Source organism: Pannonibacter sp. XCT-53 (assembly GCF_009915765.1).
GTDB lineage: Bacteria > Pseudomonadota > Alphaproteobacteria > Rhizobiales > Stappiaceae > Pannonibacter > Pannonibacter tanglangensis.
Map to the genome: position 1 here is coordinate 921,007 of NZ_JAABLQ010000001.1, position 13,342 is coordinate 934,348.

The window sequence follows — 13,342 nt, forward strand, 5'->3', positions numbered from 1 at the left end:
TGGCCTGGTCGGGCAAAAAAGGCGGCGCGCGCCTGCCCGCAGATCGGGCAAGTCGGCGGGGGGAACGGCGCGCGCCGCAGGCGAGAGGACCTGCCGGGGGGACGGCAGGCATCCCGGCCTAACCGGCTTCCGAGGCGTGCTCGCCGAGCATGGTCTTGGCGTAGACCAGCCCGATGCCGTAGGCGCCGCCGTAGCGTTTCGCGATCGAGACCGTCGTGTCGTAGGTGTCGCCACGGGCCCAGTCCCGCTGCAGTTCAAGCAGGTACTGCAGGGCAGTCATCGGCCGCGCTCCGGCCTGCTGCATCCGCTCCATCGCGCGACCATGCGCCTCGGCCGAGACGTCGCCGCAGGCATCCGCGATGACATAGACCTCGAAGCCCTGGGCGAGCGCCGACAGGGCCGGGCCGACAATGCACACGCTCGTCCAGAGCCCCGCCAGAACGATCCGGCCGCGTCCGATGCGGTTGATCTCCACCGCAATGCGCGGATCTTCCCAGGTGTTCATGGTGGTGCGGTCAATCGCGGCCTGCCCCGGAAATGCGGCGGTAATCTCCTCGAACATGGGGCCGGAGAAGCTCTTCTCCGCAACGGTCGTGAGGACCGTCGGGACGTGGAAGGCGGCCGCCGCCGAGGCAACGAGGCCGGCATTGTTGCGCAGTTCGATCGCATCGATCGACTTGGTGGCAAAGGCCATCTGCGACTGATGATCGATCAGGACAAGCGTATGGTCGCCCGGCGACAGCAGGGACTGGCCAGGGGCAGCTACGGCGGTGGGCATCGAGACCTCTCCGGTTCAGACGGGACACTGACGAGGCCGAGCATCGCGCCGAAATGGCCGACGGTCTTTCGCAGGTCGTGCGTCGATGTCGAGATCCGCGCGGCCCGGCGCCGGAGCTGTGTCGCGCTGGTGGCCTCCCGCATTCGGAACTGCGGGGCTGCGCCGCAGGCTTTCGACAGGAGGGGCTGTCCCCCGATAGACGTGCCCGGGTGGCGGTCGTTAGTCTTTCCCGATGGCGCACGTCTCCCCGGCCTGGACATCCGACGGGTCTCGTGCCGGCTCGAACCTGCGGGAGACATGCAATGGCCGATCTGCTCGTCACGGGGATCAATGGTTTCGTGGGGCGACATGTCAGCACCGGCCTCGCACGTGCCGGGCACAGGCTCAGCGTCCTGGTGCGCAAGGCCGCTGATCTTGACCGTGCGGCGCAGCTCGGCGCTCGGCCGGTGCATGCCGATCTTACCGATCTTGACCGGCTTGCGAGCGAAGCTGCAAGGGCAGACGGCGTGGTGCATTGCGCCGCAAGCGATGCGCCGTCCTTCCAGCCGGTGAATGCAGCCGTTGTTGCGGCCATGCTGGAGGCCCTGCGGCCTGGCGCTGCGTTCGTCTGCCATGCCGGCAGCCTTGTCTTCGGCCCGACGCCGAATGCTGCGCCCGGGCTCGACGGGTCCGGCGCCTATGCTCCGCCGCCCGGGCTTGAGAGCCGGGCGGCAACGGATCGTATGGTGCGCGAGGCAGGTGCCCGGCGTGACCTGCGAACGGCTGTCATTCACGCTTCCTTCGTGTATGGCGGGGTTGGCGCGGCCCTTCCGGCAGCCCTGACCGACGCAGCGCGTCTGGCAGGAGCGTCCCTCTACCCGGGCGATGGCGCCGCCCGATGGAGCACGGTGCATGTGGAGGACTGGGCAGACCTGATCGTCGCGGCGGTCGCGAAGGTGCCGGCCGGCGGGCGGGCCTATGTGGCCGGCGGGCCTGACCGGTCGATGGCCGAAATTGCGACCCTCCTGGGTGCGGCGCTCGGGCTGCCGACGAAGGCGGTGGACCCGGCCGAGGCGATGGACCGCTGGGGATTCCTGGGGCCAGCCCTTTCGGTTCCGCAGGTGTTCGACAACCGGATCGCGCGTGCCGAAGTCGGCTGGGCAGGCCCAAACGACCGGCTCGTCTCTGCGCTGGCGGTGCCCGCCTGAGGCGATTGTGGCCGCGTTAGCGGTCAAACGCCGCGACAGTGGGACAGCCATCGGCTTGGGATCCTGCCCAATGGGCGAAACCCGTCCGCATCCTCGACCTGCCATGGCCCTGGGGGCGGCGCCCGTTCGACGAGCGTGCCCGCAGCATCGTACAGGCAGCATCGCACAGGTAGCGCCGCGACGCGCACGACCGCTGCGGCGACCGGCTGCGGACACTTGTTGCCTGGGCTGTCCCAGATGCCGGGCCAGAAGCAAGGAGGCAGCGCTCGGTTCTCGGGCGAAGCGGACGAGGCGGATCAGGGCGCAGGGCATGTCCCGTCCCAGCGGAGCTCCTGACGCAAGCTGGCGCCGGCGGCCGTGAAGGCGCGCTCCAGCTCGGACATCATCGCGTCGACGTCAGCGTCTGCGCCCGGGTGAAGGGCCTCGGCCACCAGCAGCGCCTGCCGCGTTGCGGGACTGAAGGCGGAACGCTGCCCCTGGCGATGCACCCAGCGCCGCGCGTGGGCCTCGCCGGTGTCATCGCGGTAGATCACCTCGCCGGCCTCCGGCGGCTCCTGTGCGCCGCCAAAGCTCTCGAAGGCCTCGTCGCCCCGGGCAAAGGTCACGGTGAGGTTTCCGGTGATTCTGCCGAGATCGAAGATTGCCAGCGGAATGCCGTGGGCGGCGGACACGGCATTGCCGAAGTCGATCACAGGATGCAGGTTCGGCAGAGCACCGTCGATCCGCAGCCGGCGAAGCAGCGCTTCGGCAGCGGACCGGTACTGGGTCGGCTTGAAGCCCATGGCGGCATAGGCGGCGCGCCAGGCGCGGATCGAGGTGAACTCGCTTTCCGGGGCCCGGTCCAGCCGCGCCCGCGCCCGGTCGAGGTGCGGGGTCGGGTCCAGCGCCTCGGGGAAAAGAGCTGATGTCAGCGTCAGGATCCTGGCCCCGACGCGAAGATCGGGAAACCGGTCCAGCAGGGCAGGGTCGTGTGAAAAGTGCTGCATGGCAGGGCCTTGGCTCTTGTCTTTCGGGAAGCGCCGGGGGCGCGTGACGCCGGTCGTCCGCGGTCGGACCGGCTGGTGTCCGACCCAGCTTGCCGCTTGCGCCGGGGACGGTCTTGAACGAAATTGCGAAAGACGCGGCCGGGGCGGCGGGGGCGGTCAAGTCTTGCCAGACCCGCCGAGAAGACAGGCCGACCAACCACGCCGGCCAGACACGCCGGCCAACCACGCTGGCAAGACACGCTGGCCAGGTATGCTGGCAAGACGGGCCGACAGGACGTTGCTCCCGCAAGGGGACGGTCTCTTGTACGAGCGCCGGCAGGGAAGGAGGTCGGCATGACGGACGAGGCGCTGCGATGGCGCGCCAGCGACCGTGTCGAGGCCCGGGCCACGGCCTTGCGCGGCGCGATCCTCGTTGATGCCTGCTCGCGCCGCAGTTTCTCCCGCCACACGCACGATGTGTTCGGCATCGGTGTTGTCCTTGGCGGGGCACAGGAGTCAGCCAGCGGTCGCGGTCTGGTGCGGGCCGAGGCCGGGCATGTCATCTCGCTCAATCCGGGTGAGGTGCATGACGGCGCCCCGCTCGGCGACGGCCCGCGTCACTGGCGGATGATCTTCCTTGATCCCGAGGCCCTGGCGCAGGCCTTTGCCGGCAACGGGGTGTCGGCCGGCACCGAGCTCGCCTTTCCGGTCCTGCCCCGCCCCCTGGCGCGGCACACCGTCCTGTCCCTGCAGCAGGCCTTGCTGGAGCCGGTCCCCGACACGCTGGCGATCGACGGCCTCCTCGTCGAGGCTGTCGCCCATCTGCTGGACCGCGACGAGCCCTTGCGGATCGGGCCGGCAGATCCGGTCTGGCCGGCGCGGCAGGCGATCGAGGATGATCCGGCGGCCGACCGCGACCTGGCGGAGCTTGCGCGCATGTGCGGGCTCAGCCGCTTCCACTTCCTGCGCGCCTTTCGCGCGGCCACAGGCTTGCCGCCGCATGCCTTCCGCATCCAGAAGCGGTTGCAGGCCGCGCGACGGATGGTGCTGGCCGGCCTGCCGCTCAGCGAGGCGGCCGCCGCGGCCGGCTTTGCCGATCAGGCCCATTTCACCCGCCATTTCGTGCGGGCGCATGGCCATACCCCCGGATTGCTCGCGCGTCTCGCGCGCGGGTCAGGCAAACGGCCCTTGTAAACTCCCTTGGTAAGGGAGAGGTCTGGGCGTTCGTGTCTCGCGCGGGGCAGAAAAACGGGCGGCAGATGGCCTTGCGGCAGCCGCAGCGTCTGAGGCGCTGGTGCCTCAGCGTGTCCGGGACACGGGTGCGGGCGATGTGGCGGAGATGCGCTGGAGACCGGTGCAGGCGGCCCGAGACCTCTGGTCTTGCCGAGGCGGCGCGCCCTGCGACCTGGCACGGGCGGTGGCGCAAGGGGCACAAGCGGCTCGTGCCGTTATGCGATCCTGCGATCAGGCGGCTGGCCGGGCAGGTGTCTTGCCAAGCGCGTGTCTGGCCAAGCAAGTGTCTGGGCAAGCAGGCCACTGGCGGTGTCGGTCGGCGGGTCAGACTGGCGGGTCAGACTGGCGGGTTGCGCGCACCTGAGGAGGCGCAGCGGAGCGGCCGGGACCGGAGGAACCTGAGCTGCCGGCAACCCGGAACGGGGTCAGCGCCGGCAGCAGGGAGGATGGATTGCGCGAAGATCAGCGTCCTGGACGCGGTCCACGGCGGCAATCAATGCAGCTTCAGCCATTCGCGGGCGGAGCGCTGGGCCTCGGCGATGTCGGCGGAGGACATTTCGCCGGAGATTTCCTTGCGGTAGCGGGCGGCTTCGGCGTTGCCCTTCATGGCGGCCAGGTTGAACCACATGTGGGCGGCGACCAGATCCGCCTTGCCGGAGCGGCCGGAGGCGCTGTCCAGACCCATCTGGAACAGGATGTCGGCAGTTGCGGGGGTTTCCCCCATGATGGCCATGTCGGCCGAATGCATTTCAAAGCGAGCCATCGGTGCTCTCCCCATTTGACTTGCAGATCCCCCCGGATCTGCATCCCCGAAGCGCCTTTCCTTCTGATATGCCGCGCTTCCTGAGGGAAATACTCGCCCCGTCGGTTGAAAAGCCCGTTAAAACTTTAACTTAATGCAATTCAAACAAGAGTTTAAAGCCTCGTGAAGTTGATGTTTCGGTAAGCAAGACGTCGGTGAAACGGCTTTTGCTTCAAGGGGAGATGCTTCAACTGTTCGTGCTGGCGGAAAGACAACCGTAACCATGTTTTCAACGCATGCCGCGTGAGGTCCGGTCGCCGCGAGCGCCGGCCGCCTGCATCACGGCGCGGCCGCAAAATCAGGCAGGGCCATCAGACAGGGCGGTCAGGTGGAGCTGACAACGGTCCAGGGCGCGTCGAACCAGTGTTCCTGCAGGTTGGGCGTGGTGCCGATCCGGTCCACCACGGCAAAGAGGCCCGGCGCTTCCAGCGGTGTCAGCACGCCGTGCCAGGTGTTCCGGTGCAGGTTGATGGCCTGACCCGCGGCGGTCAGGAAGGCGCGGGGGGGCGCCGGCACGCCGCCGTCATCGGCCGCGACAATGACCAGAAAGGACGTCAGGCTCATCGGGATGAAGGCCTGGCTGCCGTCCGGGTGGCGCTCGACCATGTCGAGGCGATAGGGCAGGGCGCGGGGTTCTGCCTTGAACAGCGACAGGCCTGCGCGGCCCTGCGGCCCGAAGTCGAGACGGGCGCGGTCGTGGTAGCGTCCGCAGAGCCCCTGGTTGATGATCCGGTCCGGGGCGCCGTCGGTCGCCAGCACGTCACCGAAGGGCGCGAATGCCTCGGCCGTCAGCGGTTCGATCGTGATCCTGCGCATGGTCAGCGCCCGAAGACGCCGCCGAGGCGGGCGTGCCGGTTGACATCCTTGTAAAGCAGATAGCGGAACCGGCCTGGTCCGCCCGCATAGCAGGCCTGCGGGCAATAGGCCCGCAGCCACATGAAGTCGCCTGCTTCCACCTCGACCCAGTCGCGGTTGAGCCGGTAGACGGCCTTGCCCTCCAGCACGTAGAGCCCGTGCTCCATCACATGGGTTTCCTCGAAGGGAATGAGGCCGCCCGGCTGGAAGGTGACGATGTTGACATGCATGTCGTGTCTGAGGTCGGACGGATCGACGAAGCGGGTCGTCGCCCAGGCGCCGCCCGTGTCCGGCATCGGCGTCGGCGGGATGTCGCGCTCGTTGGTCACGAAGGCTGCGGGGCGTTCGACGCCGGGCGCCGGCTCGTAGCGCTTGCGCACCCAATGGAAGCGGGCCGTCTCCTCGCCCTCGTTGTAGAGCTTCCAGTCGCTCGAGGGCGGGAGATAGGCATAACCGCCGGAGGTCAGGCTGTGCCTGGCGCCGTCGACGACAAGGGTGAGGCTGCCATGGGTCACGAAGAGGACCGCCTGGGCCTCCGGATCCGTCTCCGGCTGTTCCGATCCGCCGCCGGCCCTGAGCTCGACGACATACTGGCTGAAGGTTTCGGAAAAGCCGGTCATCGGGCGGGCAATGATCCAGCAGCGCATGCCGGCCCAGCCCGGCAGGAGCGAGGTGACGATGTCGGAGAACACGCCGCGCGGGATGACGGCGTAGCTTTCCGTGAACACGGCGCGGCCGGTGTGGAGGGCGGTCTGCGGCGGAAGGCCGCCGAGGGGGGCGTAGTAATCGGTCATCGTCAGGTCCAGTGGTCGGGCGGGCGGGGCCATCCTGCGAACCGCTGTGCGGTCGGGGCCTGGCCTCGCGCAGGCGAGGTGAGATTAGCCGCTTTTTCGGCTCTTGCCCGACAAAAGCGAGCGGGTCCACATGCTGGAGGGGAGGCGGGCCCCGGCCGGTGCCCGACGCGGGTGACAGATCATTCAGATTGCGGCGTTTTTTCTGCTTTTGCCGTCATGATTCAGACACCACCCCGAGGCAATGTCCGCCGCAGTCTGTTAAGGTCGGACCGGAGGAGACCGCGAGTCAGCGCCGGTTTGCCAGCGTCAGGGGCAATGGATGGAACAGAAGGTAACGGAACGCCAGTCTGAGATCGAACTCACCGCAACCCGCCCGAGACGCCCGCTGATCACCGATCATGCCGCGGCGCGCTGGCTGCTTCTGATCATTCTGGCCGCCTCGGTCTGGTTCTTCCACGGCTTCATCGTTCCGGTGCTTGCGGCCACGATCATCGCCTTCGCCAGCTGGCCGCTGCTGGTGCGAATCGAGCGCATCCTGCCGATCGGCCGCATCGGCGTTGCCTCGCTCATGGTCGCGCTGATCGTCGGCTTCATCGTGCTGCCGATCATGTATGCGCTGCTCTATGCCTTTGCCGAGCTGCAGATCTGGATCGACTGGGCCTTCGCCACGAACCAGAACGGCGAGCCGGTGCCGGCCTGGATTGCCGGACTGCCCCGGATCGGCGACTGGCTGACGCAGCAGTGGGACCAGCATATCGGTCATCCGGGCGCGATCGGCGAGCTGGTGCAGATCATCTCCGGCGCGAACTTCGGGTCGATCTATCGCGGCATCCTCACGGCCGGCACGCTGGTGTTCCATCTGGCGCTGACGCTGGTCTTCATGCTGATCGCCCTCTTCATCTTCTACCGCGATGGCGAGAAGATTGCGGCGCAGATCGACCGGGTCGGCCAGCGCATCCTGCCGGAACGCTGGGACCGGCTGTCGCGCGTGGTGCCGACCACGATCAGCTCGACCGTGACCGGCATGACCCTGATCGCCATCGGCGAGGGCATCATCCTCGGGGTCGCCTATGCCATCGCCGGCGTGCCGTCACCGGTCACCCTCGGCGTGATCACCGGCTTCATGGCGCTGATCCCCGGCGGCGCGCCGCTCTGCTTCACGCTGGTGTCGATCTATCTTGTGGCGAGCGGCTCGGCCTTTGCCGGCGTGGCGCTGTTCCTGTGGGGCTCGATCGAGCTCTTCATCGTCGACAAGACCATCCGCCCGCTGCTCGTCGGCGGACCGGTCAAGCTGCCGTTCCTGCCGACGTTCTTCGGTCTGATCGGTGGCGTCAAGACGATGGGGATCGTCGGTCTGTTCGTTGGCCCGGTGCTGATGGCGCTGGTCGTTGCCATGTGGCGCGAATGGCAGCGCGAGATCGCGGCAGCCAACCGGCGCAGCGAGGCCGTGGCCCGCGGCGGGTCTGCCAGCGGTCCGCCCGCCGACGTGCCCGATCAGGCCCAGGCCTGATCGGGGTCCGGCAGCGGGATGGCGTCGAGCAGCTCGCGGGTATAGGCCGCCTGCGGGTTCCGAAACAGCTCTGCCGTGTCCGCGTTCTCCACGATTTCCCCCTTGTAGAGGACGAGGATCCGGCTGCACAGGCGCCGGATCACCGAGAGATCGTGGCTGATGAAGGCGAGTGTCAGGCCGAGATCCCGCACCAGACCCTCCAGCAGATTGAGCACCTGGGCCTGTGACGATACGTCCAGCCCCGACACGATCTCGTCGGCGAGAATGAAATCCGGCTTGAGCGCGATGGCCCGCGCGATGCCCACCCGCTGGCGCTGCCCGCCCGACAGTTCATGCGGGTAGCGGGCGGCAAAGCCCGCGGGCAGTCCGACCTGCTCCAGTGCGTGCCGTGCCGCCGCAGGGGCGTTCTCGATCCCCTGGAGCTGCAGCGGTGCTGCGATGAGCTGGCCGACGCGGTGGCGCGGGTTCAGCGACGACATCGGATCCTGGAAGATCATCTGGAAGCGCCGCCGCAGCGGGCGCAGCCGCGCCGCCTCGAGATGCGTGATGTCGGTCCCGTCGAACAGGACCGTCCCGCCCGTCGGCTCCAGCAGGCGCACGAGGCAGCGCCCGAGCGTCGACTTGCCGGACCCCGACCCGCCGACGATGCCGAGGATCTCGCCCCGGCCAATGCTGAAGCTCAGGCCCTTCAGGATCTCGTTGCGTGGCGCCGGCCCCAGGAGGGGCTTCCGGGTCATGTCGGGCAAGGACAGGCGCAGGTCCCGGATCTGGTAGAGGTCAGCCATGGGCGAGCGTCCTGTCTGCGGTTTCGACTTCGGCCTGGACTGCCCGGATCACCGCGTCGGGAACAGGGGTCAGGCTGCCGTCCGGATCGGTGTACCTGGGCGTGGCGGCAAGAAGCGCCTGCGAGTAGGGGTGGGCGGGACGGGCAAAGAACGAGCGCACGTCCGTGTCCTCGATCACGAGGCCGCCATAGAGCACGGTCAGGGTCTGGCAGACCTTGGACACGACCCCGAGGTCATGGGTGACGAAGACGAGGGCCGTGTTGTGGCGCTGCTGCATCTCGCGGATGAGCCGCAGGATCTGTTTCTGCACGGTCACATCGAGGGCGGTGGTCGGCTCGTCGGCGATGATGAGCCGCGGCTCCGCGGCAAAGGCGGAGGCGATGAGGATGCGCTGGCGCATGCCGCCGGAAAGCTCGTGCGGATAGCAGCGCAGGACCCGCTCCGGATCGGTGATGTGCACCTCGCCGAGCAACTCCAGCGCCCGGTCCTCGGCGCGCCGGCGCTCCCAGCCGAGAATGTCGACCAGCCGGTCCGTGATCTGCGGCGCGATCCGGCGCGAGGGATTGAGCGCTGTCAGCGGGTCCTGCGGGATCAGCGCGCAGCTTGCGCCGATCAGCCTGCGCCGGTCGCGCGGGGAGAGCGCCTGAAGGTCCACCCCCTCCAGCACGATCGAGCCGGCAACGATCTCGACAGAGCGCGGCAGGATGCCGAGGATCGCCTTGCCGATCATCGACTTGCCGGCCCCGCTCTCGCCGACGAGGCCGCGGACTTCCCCCGCCCCCACGGACAGCGACACGCTGCGCAGCAGCCTGTGGGGCGTGCCCTTGAGGCAGGCGGTCAGGCCGGAAATCTGGAGGTAGCTCATCGCAGCACCGGATCGAAACGGTCCTTGAGGCCTTCTCCCAGCTGGGAGAAGGACAGGACGGTGAGAAACAGGGTGATCAGGGGAAAGACAATGACCCACCAGGCCTGGTGGATCGACGTGCGGCCCTCGGCGATCATGCCGCCCCAGGTCGGGTCGTCAGTGGAGACCGAGAGGTTCACGAAGGACAGGATCGCCTCGATGATGACCGCGATGCCCATTTCCAGCGTCAGCAGCACGACAATGGTCGGCAGCACGTTGGGCAGGATCTCGACCACCATCGTCGACAGGCGGCTGCGGCCGGCGACCTCGGCCGAGGCCACGTAGTCCATGGCACCCTGGGCCATGGCCTCGGCGCGCACGACGCGGGCAAAGCGGGTCCAGTCGATGACGACGATGGCGAGAATGATCGAGACAAGCCCGGGGCCGAGAACCGCAATCAGCAGGATCGAGAAGAGCACCGGCGGGAAGGCCATCCAGATGTCGATGAGCCGGGAGACGACGAGATCGACCCAGCCGCGCAGGAAGCCGGCCGCAAGCCCGAGGGTCGCGCCGATCAGGCAGGTCAGCGAGCCGGCAACGAGGGCAACGAGAAAGGCGACGCGGGCGCCGTGGAGAATGCGCGAGAGCACGCAGCGGCCGAGGCTGTCCGTGCCGAGATAGTAGCCGGGCTCGGCGCCTGCCATCCAGAACGGCGGCATGCGGCCGAGAAAGAGGTCCTGCGCCAGCGGGTCGTGCGGGGCGATGAGCGGGGCTGCCATCGCGGCAAGGAACAGGCCTCCGAGCCAGAGACCGGGGAGCCAGAGACGCAGGCCGGCGCGGCGTTTGACTGCAGAGCGACCGTCAAGCATGGCGAAGCCTCGGGTTCAGAACGGCGTAGAGGAGATCGACGGCCAGATTGACCGCCGTGAAGATCAGGGCGAACAGCAGCACGATGCCCTGGATCAGCGGCAGGTCGCGGTTGATCACCGCGTCGATGGCCATGTTGCCGAGCCCTTCATAGGAGAACAGGCGCTCGATGATCACGGTCCCGCCGATGAGGAAGGTGAACTGGACGCCGACCAGCGTCAGGGTCGGCAGGATGGCATTGGGCAGGGCCTCGCGCGTGATCACGCGCGTTTCCCCATAGCCCTTCGTCCGGGCCAGGGTGACGTAGTCCAGATGCATGGTTTCCTTGAGGCTCTGCTTGAGCAGCTGGCTGATGATCGCCGCCAGCGGGATCGCCAGCGCCAGCGCGGGCAGCAGCATGTGGCTGACCAGATCGAGCCACAGGTCGAAGCGCAGCCGCAGCACGCTCTCGATGAGGTAGAAGTCGGTGGTGAAGGGCAGGTCCAGCGACGGCGTGATGCGGCCGGAAATGTGGAACACCGGCCAGAGCACCCCGAACAGGAGCACAAGGATCAGTCCCCAGAGGAAATCGGGGATCGACAGCGCCATGCCGTTGGAGACATCGACGGCGGCCTCGACCCGTGTGCCGCGTTCCCGGGTTCCGGCGAGCGCCGTCGCCCCGCCGATCAGCACCGCGAGGACAAGCGCCATCAGGGCCAGTTCCAGCGTCGCCGGCAGCCGGCCGAGCACCAGCTCCAGCACCGGCTGGCGGGCGGTGATGGAGGTGCCGAAGTCGCCCTGGAGCACGCCGCCGACCCAGATGAGGAACTGTTCGGGGATCGACCGGTCGAGCCCGTAGAGGGCGGTCAGGCGGCGAATGTCCTCCTCGGTCGCGCCCGGCGGCAGCATCATGGCAATCGGATTGCCCGGCACGACGCGGATGACAACGAAGACGATGATCGCGGCCCCGGCCAGCGTCACGGCCGTGGTGGCCAGACGGAGCAGGAGCGTCCTTAAGATCTGCATGCGCTTTTCCAATCCCTGCAGGCTCACCGCAGGACGTCGCGCGGCCGCGGACGATCCGCAGCCGGACGCGAGGATCCTGCCGGTCAGGCGTCCGGGCGCTGCCCGGACTGCAACGCGGCGGGTCTGGCCCGCGACGCGGGGGGAAGGGCGGAGGGGTGGCCCCTCCGCCGGCGTGTCAGGCGCGCTTCATCAGATGCGGCAGCAAGGCCCCCGAGGCATGCGGGGTCACCGTCACGCCCTGAGCCGACAGGATCGGCTGGACGTACTGCAGCAGCGGGATGACGAGGGCATTGTCGGCGATGTAGCGGTCAACGGCCTGCCAGCCGAGGATACGCTTGGCCTCGTCCTGCTCGCCCCAGAGCGGGGCGATCATTCCGGTGAGGTCCTCGCCGTCCCAGACCGAATGGGGCGAGGGCCCGAACATGGCGAAACCGGTCGAGGTGGTCGGATCGCCGACCGAGTTGCCCCAGTTGTAGAAGGCGGCCGGAGCGAGCGCATCGGCCGCACGCAGCTCGAAATGCTTGGCGATCTCGTAGACCTCGATCTCGGCCTCGATGCCGACGCGGCGCCAGAGGCCGACGATGGCCTGGATGACCTCGTAGTCCTTGGGCTTGAAGCCCTTGGTCGTCTGGATCTTGAACCGGACCGGCTTGTCCTTGGAATAGCCGGAGGCAGCGAGCAGCTCGATGGCCTTTTCCGGGCTGTACTCCACCGTGATCGACGGATCGAAGGCGTCGTATTGCGGCGTCTGCAGCGTGTCGATCCTGACGCCGTAGCCCGACAGCAGCCGGTCGATGATCGTCTGCTTGTCGATGGCATGGGCGGCTGCCTTGCGGACGTTCGGATCCTTCATCACGTCGATGTCGTTGAGGAAGATCATGCCGATGTCCGACACGGGCGCGGCCACGCCGTTCAGCTTCGCCTTGAGGCGGTCGTACTCCTCGTAGGGCACTTCCAGCGTGACATGGGACGAGCCGGATTCGACCTCGGCCACGCGCGCAGCCGCATCGGTGACGAACTTGACGGTCACGGTCTCGAACTCGGGCTTGGCGCCCCAGTAGCCCGGATAGGCCTTCAGCCGGACGAAGGCGTTGCGCTCGAACTTCTCGACCATGTAGGGGCCGCTGCCGATGGGAGCAGCCTCGAAGCCGGCCGCGCCGACCTTCTCGAAATAGGCCTTCGGCAGGACGTAGCCGGTGAGGAAGTACATCCACTTGAAGATCGTCGGGTCGAACTGCTTCACGTCGGCCGTGACGATGTTGCCCTCCGTCCGGTGGTTGGTCAGCGTGCTCCAGATGAAGTTGATCGGGTTGCCGGTGTCCGGATTGGCCGCGCGGGCCAGCGACCAGGCCACATCCTCGGCGGTGAGCGGCGAGCCGTCATGCCAGGTGACGCCCTCGCGCACCATCATCCAGACCTGGGTCTTGTCCTCGTTCCAGCCCCAGTCTGTCAGCAGGCCCGGCGCCGGCTTCAGGTCGGGCTGCTGCAGGATGAACTGGTCGAACACCGACTGGTACAGGCCCTGGATGGTCGGGTTGACGGCCGAGGGGCCGACGGTCGGGTCCCAGCTCGGCAGGTTGACGTTGTAGGCAATGACGAGTTCGTCGATCGCGGCCCGCACGGGCAGGCCGGAAGCGGCAAGGAACGCGCCGGCGGCGGCCCCTTGCAGGAGAGTACGGCGTGTCAGTTCCATGTTCCTGTTCCCTCTGAATTATCT

The 13,342-nt window shown here is 67.9% G+C and carries 13 protein-coding genes; 3 read left to right on the forward strand and 10 right to left on the reverse strand.

Annotated features, from left to right (window positions below):
- Positions 1–118: 118 nt before the first annotated feature.
- The gene (locus GWI72_RS04345; RefSeq protein WP_161675815.1) at positions 119–778 is read right to left on the reverse strand and encodes a hydrolase; all 660 of its coding nucleotides are present in this window, start codon (positions 776–778) and stop codon (positions 119–121) included.
- 302 nt (positions 779–1,080) lie between these two features.
- Here GWI72_RS04345 and GWI72_RS04350 point away from each other — a divergent pair, with 302 nt between their 5' ends.
- Positions 1,081–1,965 carry an NAD-dependent epimerase/dehydratase family protein gene (locus GWI72_RS04350; RefSeq protein ID WP_161707952.1) on the forward strand — a complete coding sequence of 295 codons (885 nt, stop codon included), beginning with the start codon at positions 1,081–1,083 and terminating at the stop codon, positions 1,963–1,965.
- Positions 1,966–2,261: 296 nt separating this feature from the next.
- On the opposite strand, the gene GWI72_RS04355 is transcribed toward GWI72_RS04350, so the two are convergent.
- The gene (locus GWI72_RS04355) at positions 2,262–2,951 is read right to left on the reverse strand and encodes a B3/B4 domain-containing protein (RefSeq protein WP_161707953.1); all 690 of its coding nucleotides are present in this window, start codon (positions 2,949–2,951) and stop codon (positions 2,262–2,264) included.
- Positions 2,952–3,284: 333 nt separating this feature from the next.
- Between GWI72_RS04355 and GWI72_RS04360 the strand changes: the two genes are divergently transcribed.
- A complete protein-coding gene (locus GWI72_RS04360; RefSeq protein WP_161707954.1) occupies positions 3,285–4,124 on the forward strand; it encodes an AraC family transcriptional regulator in 840 nt (279 codons plus the stop codon).
- Between the two features lie 532 nt (positions 4,125–4,656).
- Here GWI72_RS04360 and GWI72_RS04365 read toward each other — a convergent pair.
- The 3 genes from GWI72_RS04365 to GWI72_RS04375 form a co-directional block, all read right to left on the reverse strand.
- Entirely contained in the window at positions 4,657–4,926 is a 270-nt protein-coding gene (locus GWI72_RS04365; RefSeq protein ID WP_179956015.1) for a hypothetical protein, read from the reverse strand.
- A gap of 363 nt (positions 4,927–5,289) precedes the next feature.
- Positions 5,290–5,781, reverse strand: coding sequence for an ureidoglycolate lyase (locus GWI72_RS04370; protein WP_161707955.1), 492 nt, complete (start codon positions 5,779–5,781; stop codon positions 5,290–5,292).
- Between the two features lie 2 nt (positions 5,782–5,783).
- Positions 5,784–6,614: a bifunctional allantoicase/(S)-ureidoglycine aminohydrolase gene (locus tag GWI72_RS04375; protein ID WP_161675820.1), complete on the reverse strand. Its 831-nt coding sequence runs from the start codon at positions 6,612–6,614 to the stop codon at positions 5,784–5,786.
- Positions 6,615–6,933: 319 nt separating this feature from the next.
- Between GWI72_RS04375 and GWI72_RS04380 the strand changes: the two genes are divergently transcribed.
- Complete coding sequence (locus tag GWI72_RS04380) at positions 6,934–8,124, forward strand: AI-2E family transporter (protein ID WP_161707956.1); 1,191 nt, start codon at positions 6,934–6,936, stop codon at positions 8,122–8,124.
- Here GWI72_RS04380 and GWI72_RS04385 read toward each other — a convergent pair.
- The 5 genes from GWI72_RS04385 to GWI72_RS04405 form a co-directional block, all read right to left on the reverse strand.
- Complete coding sequence (locus GWI72_RS04385) at positions 8,109–8,909, reverse strand: ATP-binding cassette domain-containing protein (protein WP_161675822.1); 801 nt, start codon at positions 8,907–8,909, stop codon at positions 8,109–8,111. The genes GWI72_RS04380 and GWI72_RS04385 overlap by 16 nt on opposite strands.
- Complete coding sequence (locus tag GWI72_RS04390) at positions 8,902–9,774, reverse strand: ABC transporter ATP-binding protein (protein ID WP_161675823.1); 873 nt, start codon at positions 9,772–9,774, stop codon at positions 8,902–8,904. The genes GWI72_RS04385 and GWI72_RS04390 overlap by 8 nt, the downstream gene beginning before the upstream one ends.
- Positions 9,771–10,622 (reverse strand): ABC transporter permease, encoded by an 852-nt coding sequence (locus tag GWI72_RS04395; RefSeq protein ID WP_161707957.1) that lies wholly within the window; start codon positions 10,620–10,622, stop codon positions 9,771–9,773. The genes GWI72_RS04390 and GWI72_RS04395 overlap by 4 nt, the downstream gene beginning before the upstream one ends.
- A complete protein-coding gene (locus tag GWI72_RS04400; RefSeq protein ID WP_161675825.1) occupies positions 10,615–11,625 on the reverse strand; it encodes an ABC transporter permease in 1,011 nt (336 codons plus the stop codon). Before GWI72_RS04400 ends, GWI72_RS04395 begins: the two co-directional genes overlap by 8 nt.
- 175 nt (positions 11,626–11,800) lie before the next feature.
- Positions 11,801–13,318, reverse strand: a complete 1,518-nt coding sequence (locus GWI72_RS04405; RefSeq protein WP_161675826.1) for an ABC transporter substrate-binding protein — start codon at positions 13,316–13,318, stop codon at positions 11,801–11,803.
- Positions 13,319–13,342 lie beyond the last annotated feature (24 nt).

What these genes read in the sequence shown, in the direction of transcription:
- GWI72_RS04370 (WP_161707955.1), bottom strand. Translation starts at nt 5,781, where the DNA reads ATGCGCAGGATCACGATCGAACCGCTGACGGCCGAGGCATTCGCGCCC.
- GWI72_RS04350 (WP_161707952.1), top strand. Translation starts at nt 1,081, where the DNA reads ATGGCCGATCTGCTCGTCACGGGGATCAATGGTTTCGTGGGGCGACAT.
- GWI72_RS04375 (WP_161675820.1), bottom strand. Translation starts at nt 6,614, where the DNA reads ATGACCGATTACTACGCCCCCCTCGGCGGCCTTCCGCCGCAGACCGCC.
- GWI72_RS04365 (WP_179956015.1), bottom strand. Translation starts at nt 4,926, where the DNA reads ATGGCTCGCTTTGAAATGCATTCGGCCGACATGGCCATCATGGGGGAA.
- GWI72_RS04385 (WP_161675822.1), bottom strand. Translation starts at nt 8,909, where the DNA reads ATGGCTGACCTCTACCAGATCCGGGACCTGCGCCTGTCCTTGCCCGAC.
- GWI72_RS04400 (WP_161675825.1), bottom strand. Translation starts at nt 11,625, where the DNA reads ATGCAGATCTTAAGGACGCTCCTGCTCCGTCTGGCCACCACGGCCGTG.
- GWI72_RS04360 (WP_161707954.1), top strand. Translation starts at nt 3,285, where the DNA reads ATGACGGACGAGGCGCTGCGATGGCGCGCCAGCGACCGTGTCGAGGCC.
- GWI72_RS04395 (WP_161707957.1), bottom strand. Translation starts at nt 10,622, where the DNA reads ATGCTTGACGGTCGCTCTGCAGTCAAACGCCGCGCCGGCCTGCGTCTC.
- GWI72_RS04390 (WP_161675823.1), bottom strand. Translation starts at nt 9,774, where the DNA reads ATGAGCTACCTCCAGATTTCCGGCCTGACCGCCTGCCTCAAGGGCACG.
- GWI72_RS04345 (WP_161675815.1), bottom strand. Translation starts at nt 778, where the DNA reads ATGCCCACCGCCGTAGCTGCCCCTGGCCAGTCCCTGCTGTCGCCGGGC.
- GWI72_RS04380 (WP_161707956.1), top strand. Translation starts at nt 6,934, where the DNA reads ATGGAACAGAAGGTAACGGAACGCCAGTCTGAGATCGAACTCACCGCA.
- GWI72_RS04405 (WP_161675826.1), bottom strand. Translation starts at nt 13,318, where the DNA reads ATGGAACTGACACGCCGTACTCTCCTGCAAGGGGCCGCCGCCGGCGCG.
- GWI72_RS04355 (WP_161707953.1), bottom strand. Translation starts at nt 2,951, where the DNA reads ATGCAGCACTTTTCACACGACCCTGCCCTGCTGGACCGGTTTCCCGAT.